Annotated in this window: 14 protein-coding genes; 3 read left to right on the forward strand and 11 right to left on the reverse strand. The window is 70.6% G+C overall.

The features are described 5' to 3' along the window. Positions 1–175: 175 nt before the first annotated feature. Positions 176–1,060, forward strand: a complete 885-nt coding sequence (locus tag FIF60_RS04305; RefSeq protein WP_158639056.1) for a trypsin-like serine protease — start codon at positions 176–178, stop codon at positions 1,058–1,060. On the opposite strand, the gene FIF60_RS04310 is transcribed toward FIF60_RS04305, so the two are convergent. The 4 genes from FIF60_RS04310 to FIF60_RS04325 form a co-directional block, all read right to left on the reverse strand. Then, on the reverse strand, positions 1,052–2,011 hold the full coding sequence (locus FIF60_RS04310) for an esterase-like activity of phytase family protein (protein ID WP_158639057.1): 960 nt from the start codon (positions 2,009–2,011) through the stop codon (positions 1,052–1,054). The two genes, FIF60_RS04305 and FIF60_RS04310, sit on opposite strands and share 9 nt — an antisense overlap. Positions 2,012–2,034: 23 nt before the next feature. Further along, on the reverse strand, positions 2,035–3,918 hold the full coding sequence (gene cobT, locus FIF60_RS04315; RefSeq protein WP_144184181.1) for a cobaltochelatase subunit CobT: 1,884 nt from the start codon (positions 3,916–3,918) through the stop codon (positions 2,035–2,037). A 14-nt stretch (positions 3,919–3,932) separates the two neighbouring features. Continuing rightward, a complete protein-coding gene (cobS, locus tag FIF60_RS04320; protein WP_144184183.1) occupies positions 3,933–4,943 on the reverse strand; it encodes a cobaltochelatase subunit CobS in 1,011 nt (336 codons plus the stop codon). A 79-nt stretch (positions 4,944–5,022) separates the two neighbouring features. Then, positions 5,023–5,607: a DnaJ domain-containing protein gene (locus FIF60_RS04325; RefSeq protein WP_144184184.1), complete on the reverse strand. Its 585-nt coding sequence runs from the start codon at positions 5,605–5,607 to the stop codon at positions 5,023–5,025. A 59-nt stretch (positions 5,608–5,666) separates the two neighbouring features. Between FIF60_RS04325 and FIF60_RS04330 the strand changes: the two genes are divergently transcribed. After that, a complete protein-coding gene (locus tag FIF60_RS04330) occupies positions 5,667–5,969 on the forward strand; it encodes a BolA family protein (RefSeq protein WP_144184186.1) in 303 nt (100 codons plus the stop codon). Between the two features lie 83 nt (positions 5,970–6,052). Further along, on the forward strand, positions 6,053–6,391 hold the full coding sequence (locus FIF60_RS04335) for a ribbon-helix-helix domain-containing protein (protein WP_144184188.1): 339 nt from the start codon (positions 6,053–6,055) through the stop codon (positions 6,389–6,391). Here the strand turns inward: FIF60_RS04335 and FIF60_RS04340 are convergent. The 7 genes from FIF60_RS04340 to FIF60_RS21490 form a co-directional block, all read right to left on the reverse strand. Beyond that, complete coding sequence (locus FIF60_RS04340) at positions 6,367–6,933, reverse strand: DUF2889 domain-containing protein (RefSeq protein ID WP_144184190.1); 567 nt, start codon at positions 6,931–6,933, stop codon at positions 6,367–6,369. The genes FIF60_RS04335 and FIF60_RS04340 overlap by 25 nt on opposite strands. 83 nt (positions 6,934–7,016) lie before the next feature. Beyond that, positions 7,017–7,817, reverse strand: a complete 801-nt coding sequence (locus FIF60_RS04345) for a nucleotide-binding protein (RefSeq protein ID WP_144184192.1) — start codon at positions 7,815–7,817, stop codon at positions 7,017–7,019. Positions 7,818–7,833: 16 nt separating this feature from the next. Continuing rightward, on the reverse strand, positions 7,834–8,772 hold the full coding sequence (locus FIF60_RS04350) for a flagellar biosynthesis protein FlhF (protein WP_144184194.1): 939 nt from the start codon (positions 8,770–8,772) through the stop codon (positions 7,834–7,836). Positions 8,773–8,775: 3 nt separating this feature from the next. Further along, a complete protein-coding gene (gene flhA, locus FIF60_RS04355) occupies positions 8,776–10,878 on the reverse strand; it encodes a flagellar biosynthesis protein FlhA (RefSeq protein ID WP_144184196.1) in 2,103 nt (700 codons plus the stop codon). Between the two features lie 14 nt (positions 10,879–10,892). Further along, on the reverse strand, positions 10,893–12,299 hold the full coding sequence (locus FIF60_RS04360) for a sigma-54 dependent transcriptional regulator (protein WP_144184198.1): 1,407 nt from the start codon (positions 12,297–12,299) through the stop codon (positions 10,893–10,895). Between the two features lie 27 nt (positions 12,300–12,326). After that, positions 12,327–12,689 carry a flagellar motor switch protein FliN gene (gene fliN / locus FIF60_RS04365; RefSeq protein ID WP_144184200.1) on the reverse strand — a complete coding sequence of 121 codons (363 nt, stop codon included), beginning with the start codon at positions 12,687–12,689 and terminating at the stop codon, positions 12,327–12,329. After that, a partial coding sequence (locus FIF60_RS21490; RefSeq protein ID WP_456305138.1) for a hypothetical protein occupies positions 12,679–13,106 on the reverse strand: 428 nt, incomplete at its 5' end. The genes FIF60_RS21490 and fliN, both read right to left, overlap by 11 nt.

Raw genomic sequence — 13,106 nt, forward strand, 5'->3', positions numbered from 1 at the left:
GATGGGCAGTGCTGCCCTGGTCCTGGCCCTGAGGGGCACGGCGAGCCCGCATCGGAGATAATCCATGCGACAGCACCGGTCTCCGCGCCACGGGCGCGCTGTTGTTCTCGTCCTCGCCCTCTCGGCAGCCGCCATGACCTCCGGTCCTTGCAGGGCCGTTGTTGTGAACGACGGCATGATTGGCACGAAGACGATCGACCAGGTCGCGCTCGAGCTCGGCATGCAGCCTCGCTACTCGGGAATCGGCGGGATCACCATCGGGCCGACGGCGAGCCTCTGCACCGGAACGCTCGTGAGCTCGACCATGGTGCTCACTGCCGCCCACTGCTTCGACGTCAACAAGGACGGAGCGAGCGACTACAAGCCGGAACAGGTCAAGTTCCTATATGGCAACGAGCTCGGCGCCAACCTGTCTTCGCCCACCGCACCGAGCATCGATGCGAGTGCGATCCACCTGAACCCGCTCTATGTCCATGAGGAGTCCTTGGCATATCAGATCTATGACCTTGCCCTGCTGACGCTGAGTAGCGCCGTTCCCGCCGAATTCAAGCCGTTCTCGGTGTATGCATCGCCCGGTGGGAACGTGGCCCGGGTTGTCGGTTATGGCTCCAGTGGTCCAGGTGGCTCGGTCCAGGACAACAGGAAGCGCGCGGGTGTGAACGCTGCCTACATTCCCGATGGAGCGCCCTTTACGTTCGTCGATTTCGACGGGATCGTCGATGACAAGCCGGTCGCCGATCCAGGCACTGGTCCTCGCGATGGTCAGGCGGCGTCTTCCAAGCTCGAGGCCGGTCTCTGCTATGGCGACAGCGGCGGTCCGCTCCTGACCATGGGAGACTTCATGCTGAGCGGCGTGGTCACCGGCTCCTTCGTTCCGGTGGCCGCGGCCTGTACCGTCGGGGATGTCGTCGGGTTCGTTCGCACTGGGATCGAGGGGAACTCGGATTTCCTTCACGCGCATGGCATCAAGGTCATCGACGAGCCCGGAACGCTGGCGCTGCTCGGCACCGCCCTGCTCGCGCTGTTCGCGGCCGTCCGTGGCGCGCGGCGATCAGCGTGACGGAGGCGTGAGCGCGTCCTGTTCGAGGCGGAACAGCATCAGGATGTTGCGCTGGAACAGGCTGAAATTGTCGTCCGAGACGATCGCCACGTCGAGCGCGCCATCGTCGCGGTGCGCGACCGCGATGCCCTCGTAGTTGTCCGCGGAAAGCGGGGCGCCGATCGTTGCGAGCTCGACGGGCTCGAGCACCGGCTGATCGAGCGCGGCAGCCGAGAGATGCACGATCCGGCTCGTGAAGCCGGTCAGCAGGCTGACGCGGCGTTCGAGCACGAGCGCGCCGCCACCTGGCAGCGCCGCGGCATCGACAGCGACGAAATCCGGCCCGGGGCGGTAGCGGCGCTCGTCCCAGGTGCGGCCGTCCGGCGCGCCGATCCAGGCGCGCGCGGTGCCGTCGTCGCCGCCCGCCTCGGCAATGGCGAGGATGCGCCCATCCGCCAGCACGGTGACGCTCTCGAGGCCCGAGTTCGCGGGCAGCGTCGCGATGCCTCGCGGATTTGGGAAGAACTGCGCCCCCGCCTCGGGCGAGGCGAACACGCGCAGCCTGTGCCAGCGTTCGAACCCGACGAGCAGCCTGCCGTCGGGAAGGCGTGCGAGGGATTCGGCATCGCTCGGCCTGCCGATGCGCACGGGGCGGAGATTGCCGTCGAGCATCGGAAGAAGCTCGGCCTCCACGATGCCCGTCAGCCTTCCCGTGCCGTCGCGCTCGATCCGCCCGCGGATCCAATGCGCCTGGTCCGTCACCGCGAGGAACCGGCCATCAGGCTCGAGCAGGAGGCCCGAGAGGCCGCCGAAGGCACGCTCGGAACCGGCGAGTGCCAGCGCGCCCTTGAACGCGAGCGGCCCGAGCCTGTCGAGAGACGGATCCTCTTCCGAAAGCGGAATGACGCGGGCGCGGAGCGCGAGAGCGTTCGCCGGCAGCGCGAAGGCGGCAAGCGCCGCGCCGAGCAGCACCCGGCGAGGAAGGGCAGGAGAAATCAGGCGACCAGCGCGGCCTGCTCGGCCGCGGCCCGATGCCAGGCCTCGGCTGCGTCCTCGTCGAACAGCTCGGCGAGCTTCTTCATCATCGTGCCGCCGAGTTCCTCGGCGTCGACGATCGTCACCGCGCGGCGGTAGTAGCGCGTCACGTCGTGTCCGATGCCGATGGCCGTGACCTCGATCATCCTGTCACGCTCGATCCTGCGGATCACGTCGCGCAGGTGCCGTTCCAGATAATTGCCGGGGTTGACCGAGAGCGTGCTGTCGTCGACCGGGGCGCCGTCTGAGATCACCATCAGGATGCGACGATGCTCGGGCCGGCCCGCCAGGCGGCGATAGGCCCATTCGAGCGCCTCGCCGTCGATGTTCTCCTTGAGAAGCCCCTCGCGCAGCATCAGTCCGAGATTCCGCCGCGCGCGGCGCCAGGGCTGGTCCGCCGCCTTGTAGACGATATGGCGAAGATCGTTCAGGCGGCCGGGGTTGCGCTTCTTGCCTTCCTGCACCCAGCGCTCGCGGCTCTGTCCGCCCTTCCAGGCGCGCGTTGTGAAGCCGAGGATCTCGACCTTCACCGCGCAGCGCTCGAGCGTGCGGGCGAGGATGTCGGCAGACATCGCCGCGACCGTGATGGGCCGCCCCCGCATCGAGCCGGAATTGTCGATCAGCAGCGACACCACCGTGTCGCGGAACTCGGTGTCGCGCTCGCGCTTGTAGGAGAGCGAATGGGTCGGGTTGGCGACGACGCGGGCGAGCCGCGAGACGTCGAGCAGCCCCTCCTCGAGGTCGAAATCCCAGCTTCGCGACTGCTGCGCCAGAAGGCGTCTCTGCAGCCGGTTGGCGAGCTTGGACACGACGCCCTGGAGGTGCTGGAGCTGCTGGTCGAGCTGGCTGCGAAGCCTCGTCAGCTCGTCGGCGTCGCAAAGCTCGTCGGCAGCGACCTCCTCGTCGAACTGGCGCGTGTAGGGCTCATAGCGGGTGTGATCGCCGGCGAGATCGCGGTCCTTGCGCGCCTGCGGGCCGGCGGGGCGGTCATCGCCCTCGGCGGCCGCACCCTCGTCCTGCTCCTGCTCGACGCTGTCTGCCGCCTCCGCCTGGCCTTCGGCCTCCTCCTCGCGCGCGCCGGGCATGCTCTCGGCCTCGGCGGCCGAGCCGGCGCTGTCCTGCTCCTCGCTCTCCGCCCCTTCCTCCTGCTCGCCCTGCTCGTCCTCCTCCTGCTCGGCCTCGGCTTCGGCCTCGCTTTCCTCCTCTGCCATGTCGAGCGCCGCGAGAAGCTTGCGGGCGGCGCGGCCGAACTGGTCCTGGTCGTCCAGCGAGGGGCCGAGATTGGCGAGCGCCTCGATCGCCTTGGGCGGCAGCGTCTCGCGCCAGAGCGAGATGACCTCGCGCGCGGCCTCGGGCAGCGGCTCTCCGGTGATGGCCTCGCGGGCGAGAAGCTCGATGGCCTTGGCGACGGGAAGCTGCTCGCGCCGCGTCATGCGGTCGAGCCCGTCCGCCTCGCATTCCTCGCTGAGCCTGGCGCGGAGGTTGGCCGCGACCCCTTCCATCACCCGCGAGCCGATCGCCTCGACGCGGGCCTGGGCGAGAAGGTCGTACACCTCGCGCGCCTCCCGCCGGGCCGGCGTGCGGCGGCCATGCACCGCGTCGTCGTGCAGCTTGAGCCGGAGCGCCATCGCATCGGCCGCGCCACGAAGCCGTGCCATCTCCGGCGCGGGAAGGGCGCGGGAGGGAACGGGGAGGCGTGCGCGCTTTCCCGCCACGCCGGGAGGCCCAGGCTGGAACGCGACATCGACATCGCCGCGCTCGGCGACCGCGCGGAGCGCACCGGCGGTCGCGCGGCGGAACTCCTCTGCGCGGGCGGTATCGCGCGGGTTCGGCGGCTGGGCCATCGGCAGCTTGCCGGTCAGGCGGCGCGGCGGGGGCCGGCGCCGAGCGGCAGCTCCTCATTGAAGCAGCGCTGGTAGTACTCGGCCACCGTCGCGCGCTCCGCCTCGTCGCACTTGTTGAGGAAGGTCACGCGGAAAGCGAAGCCGATATCGCCGAAGATCTTGGCGTTCTCGGCCCAGGTGATCACCGTGCGCGGGCTCATCACCGTCGAGATGTCGCCGTTGATGAAGCCGGCGCGCGTGAGATCGGCCAGCGCGACCATCGCGGCGACGCGCTTCTTCGCCGCGGTATCGTTGGCGGGGATGGAGAGCTTGGCCGTGACGATCTCGGTCTCCTGGTCGTGCGGCAGGTAGTTCAGGGTCGCGACGATGTTCCAGCGGTCCATCTGGCCCTGATTGATCTGCTGCGTGCCGTGATAGAGCCCCGTGGTGTCGCCCAGGCCGACCGTGTTGGCCGTCGAGAACAGCCGGAACGCCTGGTGTGGGCGGATCACACGGTTCTGGTCGAGAAGCGTGAGCTTGCCCTCGACCTCGAGTACGCGCTGGATCACGAACATCACGTCAGGCCGGCCGGCGTCGTACTCGTCGAACACGAGCGCGCAGGGGTGCTGCAGCGCCCAGGGGAGGATTCCCTCGCGGAATTCCGTCACCTGCTTGCCGTCGCGAAGAACGATCGCGTCCTTGCCGATCAGGTCGATGCGGCTGATGTGGCTGTCGAGGTTGACGCGGATGCAGGGCCAGTTGAGCCGCGCGGCCACCTGCTCGATATGCGTCGACTTGCCGGTGCCGTGATAGCCCTGGACCATCACGCGCCGGTTGAAGGCGAAGCCGGCGAGGATGGCGAGCGTAGTCTCGCGGTCGAAGCGGTAGGCCTCGTCGATGTCGGGCACATGCTCGGTGCGCACGGAGAAGGCCGGCACCTCGAGGTCGGAGGCGAAGCCGAACACATCGCCGGCGCGAACCTTCGTGTCGGGCAGGTCGATCGCTGAAGTGGGTCGTGCGTCAGACAACTGGGTCACCTTGGTCATGCGCGGTCCGCTTTCCTTGCTCGGCAACAGTCTAGACCCGGGGGCCGCGGTTGCGAAGGCCACCGCGGTGCATCATCGTTCAGCCCCCCGTCGCGGGGAGCGCCCGGATCAGCGTCGTGTAGGCGGCGTTGATGGTCTTCAGCCTGTCCTCGGCCGCCTTGTCGCCGCTGTTGGCGTCCGGATGGTGGCGCTTGGCGAGCGCCTTGTAGGCACGCTTCACATCGGTGCGCGTGACCGGCCAGGCAAGGTCGAGCGTCGCGAGAGGCGCGCGGAGCTCCTGCGGCGCTTCCGCCGGCTCGGTCTTCGGCGGGGCCTGCTTCGCACCGAGCAGGCCGAACGGGTCGAGCACCCGCTCATCCGTGCCGAGGCCGATGCGCCCGAGCGGCCAGGAGGGGCGCTGCCAGGTCGTGTCGCGGCGCATCTCGGCCTCGATCTCGCCCGGGCTCATCCCCTTGTAGTAGTCCCAGGAGCGGTTGTACTCGCGCACATGATCGAGGCAGAACCAGTAGTAGTCGTTCAGGCTGCGACGCGACTTGGGCGCCCGGAACCCGCCATGCTCGGTACAGCCCGGGTGGTCGCAGCGGCGCGACAGATCGTCCGTCTGGGGGGAATCGGCCCGCGGGCGGGAGCTTCTTGGATGGGTGCGGGCGGCGCCGTTGCGCATCGGCAAGTTATGGCCATGCCCTCCGGGGCTGGCAAGGCAAGCAGGGGGATGGTTCGGAGATGACAGGACAACGCGCGGCGCGGATCAGGCAGGCGCTCGAGGCGGCACTGGCGCCGGCGACGGTCGCGGTGGTCGATGACAGCGCCCGCCATGCCGGGCATGCCGGCAACCCCGATGGCGCGGGCGAAACCCACTACACCGTGCACGCCGTCTCGCCCCGCTTCGCCGGGCAGGGGCGGGTTGCGCGGCAGAGGCTGGTGCATGATGCGCTCGCCGCCGAGTTCGCCACCGGCCTGCACGCGCTGACCCTCAAGCTCGAAACGCCAGAGGAATCCGGCGCGTCGGCCGGGGCGCGGGGCTGATTTCTCTTTCCGCCCGACTCGGTCGCGCTTCAACGTCCCATTAAATGATCTCGGTCACTCTCTGCGCACACGGAGGAGTTCCCATGGCGCGCAGCACCCTGATCAACCGCAACATCGTCGCAGAGCGTGGCCGCACCAGCATGCGGCTGGAGCCCGAGCTCTGGGACGCGCTGTCCGAAATCTGTCGGCGTGAACGGACGAGCCCGTCCGAGCTCTGCCGCCGCATCGAGAAGCTCGGCCTCAAGGGCGGCCGTACCTCGGCGATGCGGGTCTACGTGCTCCAGTACTTCCGCGCCGCGGCGACGGAGGAGGGGCATATCGCCGCCGGCCATGGCATGGCTGACCATTCGCGCCACGGCGGCAACGGTGTGCTGCGCGCCGCCTCGGTGCCGGTGTTCTACTCCGGGTCCGCCGCGGAGTAGACCTTCGGCCGGGCATAGTCCGGCCAGCGGCGGGCGACCACCGGTCCGTCCGCCGCGTAGGCGTGGCAGGAGTTGAGAAGGGGCGGCGGGCCGGCATGGGCCGCCGCCTTCCTGCGTCTGACCGAAACGAGCGTCTGGAACGCGACGGTCGCCATCGGGCCGAGCAGCTCGACGAGGTGGGTGCAGCCCTTCACCCCTCCGACCACCTCCTTCACCTTCCGGTTCCAGCCCGGGCCGATCCTCAGCCCGGCAAGGGAGGCGAAGTTCGGGGTAATGGCGGGGCAGACGGCGTAGGGCCCGTACTCGGTGTTCGCCTCGCAAGCATGCACCAGCATGTCCTCGTCCACCGTCAGGCGCATCAGCATGCCGTGCAGCGGCTCGCCCGGGCGGATGTCCCCACGGTCATCGTTCGAGAACGTGTAGGTCTTCGTGTCGGTCAGCCGGGCCTCGATGTCGAACAGCCCGTCCTCGCGGCGATAGCCTTCGATGACGATCGCGCGGGTATGGAGCTTCTCCCGCGGCGCAGGGGGGCTCAGCGGCATCGGGCTGGCTGGCGGCGGCTTCGGTTCATGCCGCGCATATGGCATGCGCGGGGCGAACCTGCCAGCCGCCAGGGTGCGACGTGTCAGGGCGCTAGGCTGGCGGCCAATCTTCCGATGTCGGCCGCCGCCTCCGAAGCGGGGTGGCGCGTCAGGAATGGAACCTGGCGCCGGATCGCCTCCGAGACCCGCACATCCCGGCGGATGACGCCGGCAAGCGGGGGGCTCAGCTTGAGGAAATTCTCGGCCGCCTTGCGCAGCGTGAGCCAGGTGCGCTCGCCCGTGGCCTGCGTGCCCGCCATGTTCACCACCACGCGCCGGTCTCCGCCCGGGCGGTCGATCGCTGCGAGCTTCAGGCAGGCATAGGCATCGGTCAGGGCCGTCGGCTCCTCCGTGGTGACGACGAGCAGCGTGTCGGCCACCGAGGCGAGGCGCCGCGCCGTACGGTCGAGCCCCGCGCCGATGTCGAGCACCACATGGTCGTAGCGCCGTGCGGCGGCGAGGCCGGCGAGGATCGTCTCGATCTGCTCAGGCACGAGCTGCGCCAGCGCGCCGGAGCCCGAGCGGCCTGCAAGAACCGAGAACCCAGCATCCGGCACCGCGGTCGCCAGCGCCTCGGCGCTTTCGCCCTTGAGCAGCCCCGAAAGGTCATGCGCGACGGCAAGGCCAATCTGCACGTCGACATTGGCGAGGCCAAGGTCGCCATCAACGAGCAGAACGCTCCCCCCCCTCTGGGCGAGGGCGTGGGAGAGGGTGATGGCGAGCCAGGTCTTGCCGACCCCGCCCTTTCCGGAGGCGATGGCGATGAGTCGCCCGGCCGGGCGGGCGAGCGGTTCGGGGATCGTGGCGGCAAGGGTCGCGACGGAGGCTGTGGCGCGCGCTGTCATGGCGGTCTGTCTCCGGTCAGGCGGCGCTGGCGCGCGCGGGGCGCGCGGAGGGAGGGGTGAGGAGCCGCGCGGCAAGGGCCTCCGCGGTTAGAGGCGCGAGACCATCGGCCGCCCCGGGCCCTGTTCCGCCCTCGGCGATGGCGAGCGCGCCGCCGATCGCCGCGGCCGGCACGGCGCCGATCCGCCGCGCGAGGTCGAGTCGGGTGGCGAGGAGGTGGCGTGCTCCTGCCTCGGCCATCGCCTCCGCGCTTTCTGCTGCCTCCATCGCGTCCATCCCTGCGGGAAGCACGAGGGCGATGGCCGCCCCCGAGGCGGCGGCCAGCGCCGCGATCTCCTCACGGTCGGCTGCGTCGAACGGGTCGAGGCCTGCGGTGTCGATCAGCGCCGGCGCCTCCCCCCGACCTTGAGCGAGCGCGCGCAGCACGGTGGCGGGGTGTGGTGCGGCGATCAGGTCGATCCCGAGAAGCCGGGTGAAGGCTGCAAGCTGCTCGACAGCGCCGGCGCGGCGGCCATCGGCGGCGATCACGCGCGGGGTCTGGCCCGCGAGCCTGAGCCTGGTCGCGAGCTTGGCGACGGTGAGCGTCTTGCCCGCGCCAGGGGGGCCGACGACGAGCAGCGCGCCACTTGGTCCGAGCGGCAGGTCCTCGAAGCGAAGCGCTTCGGCGAGGCGGGCGGCGAGGTTCGGGCCGGTGGCGAGCGCGGCGCGGAGCCCCTCGGGAAGCCCGTGCGCGGCGAGCGCCTGCTCGACGGCGTGGTCGCGCGGCGGCGCGGCGACGGGGGCGGGCGCCACCGGAACGACCGGCGCGATCTCCTCCTCCGGCTCGGTCGCTGCCGTGAGTTCCACACCGTCCGCGACGCGGCGCGTGCCGAGCATCAGCGCGTCGGGTCCGAGCTCTGCGCGGGCGGCAGACATCGCCGCGGCAACGGTGCGGGCGCGGAAGGTGCGGATGCGCATGGCTCAGATGCTCCCCACCGTACGGATGCGCGCCCGCGGATGGATCTCCGCCTGGCTCAGCACCGTCGTTGCGGCGCGGAACCGTTCCACCACCGCGCGCACATGCGGGCGGATCGTGGGGCCGACGAGCAGCACTGCGGCCTCGCCGGAGTTCGCCGCGCGGTCCATCGCGTCGCGGAGCCTGGTCATGAAGTCGGTAAGCCTGGTGGGCTGCATGGCGAGCTGGCGGTCCTCCGACGGGCCGGTCAGCGCCTCGGCGAAGGCGCGCTCCCAGTCTGGCGAGAGGGTGACGAGCGGGATGTAGCCGTTCGGGCTCGTGTGCTGCTCGCTGATCTGGCGGGCGAGCCGGATGCGCACCTGCGCGACGATGCCGCCGACCCCGCGCGCACCGGCCGCGAGCGCATCGGCGATGCCTTCGAGAATCGTGGGCAGGTCGCGGATCGAGACGCGCTCTGCGAGCAGCGCCTGCAGTACGCGCTGCACGCCTGCGGTGTTGATCTGCGCGGGGATCAGGTCGGCCACCAGCTTCTGGTGCTCGCGCGGCAGCTCGTCGAGCAGCTTCTGCGTTTCGGCGAAGGAGAGGAGCTCCGCCATCTGGTCGCGTACCAGCTCTGTCAGGTGCGTGGTGATGACGGAGGCCGGATCGACCACCGTGTAGCCGCGCGCGGCCGCCTCCTCGCTCATCGTCTCGTCGATCCAGGCGGCGGGAATGCCGAAGGCAGGCTCGGTCGTCTTCTCGCCAGGCAGCGCGACGGGCGCGCCGGTCGGGTCCATCGCCATCAGCATGCCGGGGCGGACCTCGGCGCGGCCGGCCTCGAGTTCCTTGATGCGCACGCAATAGGTGGAGGGCAGAAGCTGGACGTTGTCCTGGATGCGCACCGGCGGCAGCAGGAAGCCCATCTCGGAGGCGAGCGCGCGGCGGAGCGCGCGGATCTGCTCGGTCAGCCGCGCGCCGCCCTCGGCAGTGGCGAGGCCAAGGAGCGCATAGCCGAGCTCGAGCCGCACGGCATCGATGCGCAGCGCCGCGGCGGGCGAGTCCTCGACGGGCGGGGCGGCGAGCGCCTCCATCTCGGCCGCGAGCGCGTCCTGGTCCGGCGCCTTGCCGGCATCGCGCCGCGCCCAGGCGGCCGCGCCGGCAATGCCTGCGAGCGCGAGAAAGGGCAACATCGGGATGCCTGGCATCAGCGCGATCACCGCTGCTGCGCCGGAAGCCATGGCGAGTGGCTTGGGGCTGCCGGCGAGCTCGCGCAGCAGCGCCTCGTCCGTCGTGCCGTCCACGCCGGCCTTGGTGACGACGATGCCCGCGGCGGTGGAGGTAATCAGCGCGGGGATCTGGCTCACCAGCCCGTCGCCGATCGTCAGCAGGGAGAACGCGGTGATCGCCGCGCCGAAGCCCATCCCCTCGCGGCTGACACCGATCGCGAGCCCACCGATGAGGTTGATGATGGTGATGATCAGCCCGGCGACCGCGTCGCCCTTGACGAACTTCGCGGCACCATCCATCGCGCCGAAGAAGGCGCTTTCCTCCTCGAGCTCCTTGCGCCGCTTCTTCGCTCCCGCCTCGTCGATCAGCCCAGCGGAGAGATCGGCGTCGATCGCCATCTGCTTGCCGGGCATCGCATCGAGGCTGAACCGCGCAGCGACCTCGGCGATGCGGCCCGAGCCCTTGGTGATGACGACGAAGTTCACGAGCACGAGGATCGCGAACACGATCAGGCCGATCACCACGTCGCCGCCCATCAGGAATCCGCCGAAGGCGGCGATCACCGCGCCTGCGGCCTGCGGGCCTTCGTGGCCGTGCGCCAGGATCAGGCGCGTCGAGGCCAGGTTGAGGCCGAGGCGCAGAAGCGTGGTGATGAGCAGAAGCGTCGGGAACGAGGTGAAGTCGAGCGGCCGGCGCATGAACATCGCCGTCATCAGCACCAGCACCGAGGACGTGATCGAGAGCGCGAGGCCGAAATCGAGGAGGAGATGCGGCAGCGGAACGACAAGGATGACGATGAGCATCGCCACCCCGATCGCCATCAGCACATCCGGTGCCGGTACCGCGCGGCCGAGCCGCGCGCCCCAGCCAGGCCCGGCCACCTCCACGCTTCCCTCCGCCATCTGCCCGGCTCCGGTCAGGCCAGGACGCGGTCAGCCTGCGCGGGCGGCGGCACCCTCACGCCCGCCGAGGAGTAGTCACGCAGCTTGTTGCGCAGCGTGCGGATCGAGATGCCGAGGATGGTCGCGGCATGCGTTCGGTTGCCGAGGCAGTGGGTGAGCGTCTCGAGGATCAGGTCGCGCTCGACATCGGCCACGGTGCGACCGACGAGCGCGCCGACCGGCGCCCCCGCGGATGCGGCCGCGCCGCTGTACTCGCGCTGCTTCGCTGCCGCCGCGGCCGCGGCCGGGACGAGGTGCTGCGCCGCGTGGTCGGTCGCGGGCGTGGCGCCGCCGAGCTCGATCGCATCGACATCGATCACGTCGCCTGCCGCGAGCAGGACCGCGCGGTGGATCGTGTTCTCGAGCTCGCGCACGTTGCCGCGCCAGGAATGCGCCTCGAGCATCGCCATCGCCTCGGGCGAGATCTGCCGCCCAGGAAGGCCGTTCACCTCGGCGTACTTGCGGGAGAAGTACTCGGCGAGCGGGGCGATGTCGCCCGGCCGCTCGCGCAGGCTCGGCACGTTCATGTTGATGACGTTGAGGCGGAAATAGAGGTCCTCGCGGAACGTCCCCTTGCGCACCTCGGTGAGCAGGTCGCGGTTCGTGGTCGCGATCAGACGGACGTTGATCTTCACCGGCTCGGCGCCGCCGAGCCGGTCGACCTCGCGCTCCTGGATGGCGCGCAGGAGCTTCGCCTGCAGCCGCACATCCATCTCCGAGATCTCATCGAGCAGGAGCGTGCCGCCATGGGCCGCCTCGAACTTGCCGATGCGGCGCGCGACGGCGCCGGAGAAGGCGCCCTTCTCGTGGCCGAACAGTTCGCTCTCGAGCAGGTTGTCTGGGATCGCGGCACAGTTCAGCGCCACGAACGGCCCGCCGGCGCGGCGGCTCTTGCGGTGGATGTGGCGTGCCAGCACCTCCTTGCCCGTGCCGCTCTCGCCGGCGATGAGCACCGAGGCCTCGGAGGCGGCGACCTGCTCGGCGCGCTTGATCGCTGCCTTCATCACCGGGTCGCGGTGGATCAGCGCATGCCCGTCCGAGCCCACCGCCTCGAGGATGGCGGCGATCAGGTCGGCATCGGGGGGGAGGGGGAGGTATTCGCGCGCACCGGCCCGGATGGCGGCGACTGCGAGGTCGGCGTCGTTGCCGATCCCGCAGGCGATCACGGGGGTGGCGATGCGCTCGCCCGCCATGGAGCGGACGAGGGTGGCGACGTCGAGGCGAACGTCGCAGAGAACGAGGTCGGTGCCCGTTCCCGCACGCAGCATCGCGAGCGCGGGCAGAACGTCATCCGCCTGGTTCAGCTTCGCGCCGCGGGCGATAGCGATGCGCCCGGCTTGTCCAAGTTCGGCCGAGAGCGAGCCGATGATCAGGATCCGCATCCTGCGTCCCTCCTGCTACGTGCGGCCTCAGGCGCCGCGATCAGCCTTCACGATTTCCGTCATGGTCACGCCGAGGCGGTTGTCGTCGACCATGACCACCTCGCCGCGCGCGACGAGCCGGTTGTTCACGTAGATGTCGATGGCCTCGCCGAGCTTGCGGTCGAGTTCCACAACCGCCCCGCGGCCGAGCTTCAGAAGCTGGCTCACCTGCATCGTGCTCCGGCCGAGCACGGCCGAGACCTGGACGGGGATGTCGTAGACGGCCTCGAGCTCGCGCGCGGGGCGCCCGCCGCCGAGCTCGCCGTCCGCGAGCGCGACGTCCGTCCCACCCGAAAGGTCATCGAGCGGAATGCCCGCTCCCTGAACCGCCTGGCCCTGTTCAGCCGACATCGTTCATCTCCTGCTCCGCCTCGTCCTTCGCCCCGGCAAGGCCGAGGCGCTGCAACACATCCCGCGCTGCCGCCGCGAGCGCCGCGGGGTCGCGCCGCGCCTCGCCGCCTGGCCAGCTCACGCGCATCTCGCCCGCGACCATCCCGTCGGTCGGGATCACGTCGAGCCGTCCGGAGAAATCCGCCGCCGCCGCCGCCGCCTCGAGCCGCGGCGCGAGCTGGCGCGCAAGCTCGGGCGGCAGGCGGATGGCGATGCGATCGACGCCGGAAAGCCGCGCCAGAAGCTTCTCGGCGAGCTCGGCGCAGCCAGGCAGCGCATGCGCCGCCGCGGCAACGGGAAGGGCAGCGGCGACGAGGTCGAGCGTCGTGGCGGCGATCGCGCCGGCGGCACGCTCCGCGGCGAGCTGCGCCTCGCGAC

Origin of the sequence: Elioraea rosea (assembly GCF_007644105.1) — a bacterium.
GTDB classification, from domain to species: Bacteria; Pseudomonadota; Alphaproteobacteria; order Acetobacterales; family Acetobacteraceae; genus Elioraea_A; species Elioraea_A rosea.